The sequence below is a fragment of the Aurantimonas sp. A2-1-M11 genome (genome assembly GCF_036549475.1).
Taxonomy (GTDB): Bacteria; Pseudomonadota; Alphaproteobacteria; order Rhizobiales; family Rhizobiaceae; genus Aurantimonas.
The window spans coordinates 1-1,508 of sequence record NZ_JAZHLI010000188.1 but is presented as its reverse complement, the minus strand read 5'-3'; the positions used below and the strand labels follow the sequence as shown (position 1 = coordinate 1,508).

Sequence of the window (1,508 nt, the reverse complement as noted above, 5' to 3'; positions counted from 1 at the left end):
CTCGTTGATTTTCAAGGCCATCGCTCGTTCCCTCCATTGGCGGGAACAGGGAATCACGCTCACCCAAAACAAGACAATCACAACCGAGTCAGATCAAGCGCGGACCGGTATGAGACGATCATCAGTACCCTCGTCGCCGAGTAAGGTAGCGACTGGGATTTGCAGAAGTTTCGCAATTTCCAAGATGCGATTGCCAGAAATCCGGTTGACGCCTTTTTCGTACTTCTGGATTTGCTGAAATGTAACTCCTAAATGGTTGCCCAAATCGCTTTGCGACAAGCCGCGATAGGTTCGATAGCCGCGTAAGCGAGCGCCAATTTCTCTTTCTTTATCGAGAGATATTTTCTGGCGCATCGGATTTCCCCTCTATCTTGGCCTTCGTCAGGAATTTGCATTCGGAATCGTGACAAAGTTGGGGCGCTAACTTAGCCTTATCAGATGTGGACGGATCGCGCAGCATGCGGAGGAAGATCTAAAAGATCACCCGCCCCGGCGCGTGCTAACCGACGCCGAGAAGGATGCCTGATGCCGATCCGCAAAGGCGACATGGAAGCAAGCGATTACTCTGTCCCAAGGTAAGGTGACATCCGACCGAGATGGGACGCTACCCCACGCACGCCCTCGACGTTTTCCGCCGCAAGACGGGCAGCGCGCTCCTCATCATCTGTCCAGACGATCCCCCAGAGATCGACTAGCCCGTCCGTGACTGTCGCGTTCACTCCAGTCGAGACAAACCCGGGTGCTACCTTCAAAGCCTCGGAAACCTGCTTGCGCAAGANATCTGTCCAGACGATCCCCCAGAGATCGACTAGCCCGTCCGTGACTGTCGCGTTCACTCCAGTCGAGACAAACCCGGGTGCTACCTTCAAAGCCTCGGAAACCTGCTTGCGCAAGACTTCATCGCTGGGTTTGGTGTCTGGCAACGGTTTGGTGATCGCGAGGCCTTGCAAAAGATTGGATCGGCTTATGATCCCTACCAATCGCCCTCCTTGATCAATAACGGGCACCCGCTTGATGCGTCTGCGCTCCAGCAAATGAGCGATTTCACCCAAGGGCGTTTCCGGCGCGACCGAGATCACATTTCGCGTCATGACATCTTCCGCGCGACGGCCGTGCCGCTTGACGTATGCGGCTGGCGATCCTGGACCCGCGAACAATCGGAGCCACCACGATCCATGATCAGCAGCATCGTCTATACGAAGCACGAGATCGCCCTCACTGACGATTCCGACGACCCGATCGGCATCATCCAGTATCGGGACCGCGCTAATGCGATGCTTCAAAAGCAACTCGGCGATCTCGGCCACGGTCGCACCGGGGCGGGCAGTTATGACCTCATCTGTCATAACGTCTTTGGCCTGCATTACGCCCTCCCAAATACGAGACCAGCTTATACTACTGGATTGACCGGAACGAAAGAGTCCGGTGTGGGATTCACATCGGTGTGCTCGCATGCGAGTCTGCTGCATGCGCACAGGGGTTACCATTTCGGTCTCCGCCGCCGATCG

Annotated in this window: 2 protein-coding genes; both read right to left on the bottom strand. The window is 55.8% G+C overall.

Annotation, left to right across the window (positions count from 1 at the left end; all coding sequences use genetic code 11):
* Window positions 1-93: 93 nt before the first annotated feature.
* Complete coding sequence (locus VQ042_RS25520; protein ID WP_331823040.1) at window positions 94-354, bottom strand: helix-turn-helix domain-containing protein; 261 nt, start codon at window positions 352-354, stop codon at window positions 94-96.
* A 206-nt stretch (window positions 355-560) separates the two neighbouring features.
* Complete coding sequence (locus tag VQ042_RS25515) at window positions 561-1,298, bottom strand: CBS domain-containing protein (RefSeq protein ID WP_442880252.1); 738 nt, start codon at window positions 1,296-1,298, stop codon at window positions 561-563.
* Between the last annotated feature and the right edge of the window lie 210 nt (window positions 1,299-1,508).

What these genes read in the sequence shown, in the direction of transcription:
- VQ042_RS25520 (WP_331823040.1), bottom strand. Translation starts at nt 354, where the DNA reads ATGCGCCAGAAAATATCTCTCGATAAAGAAAGAGAAATTGGCGCTCGC.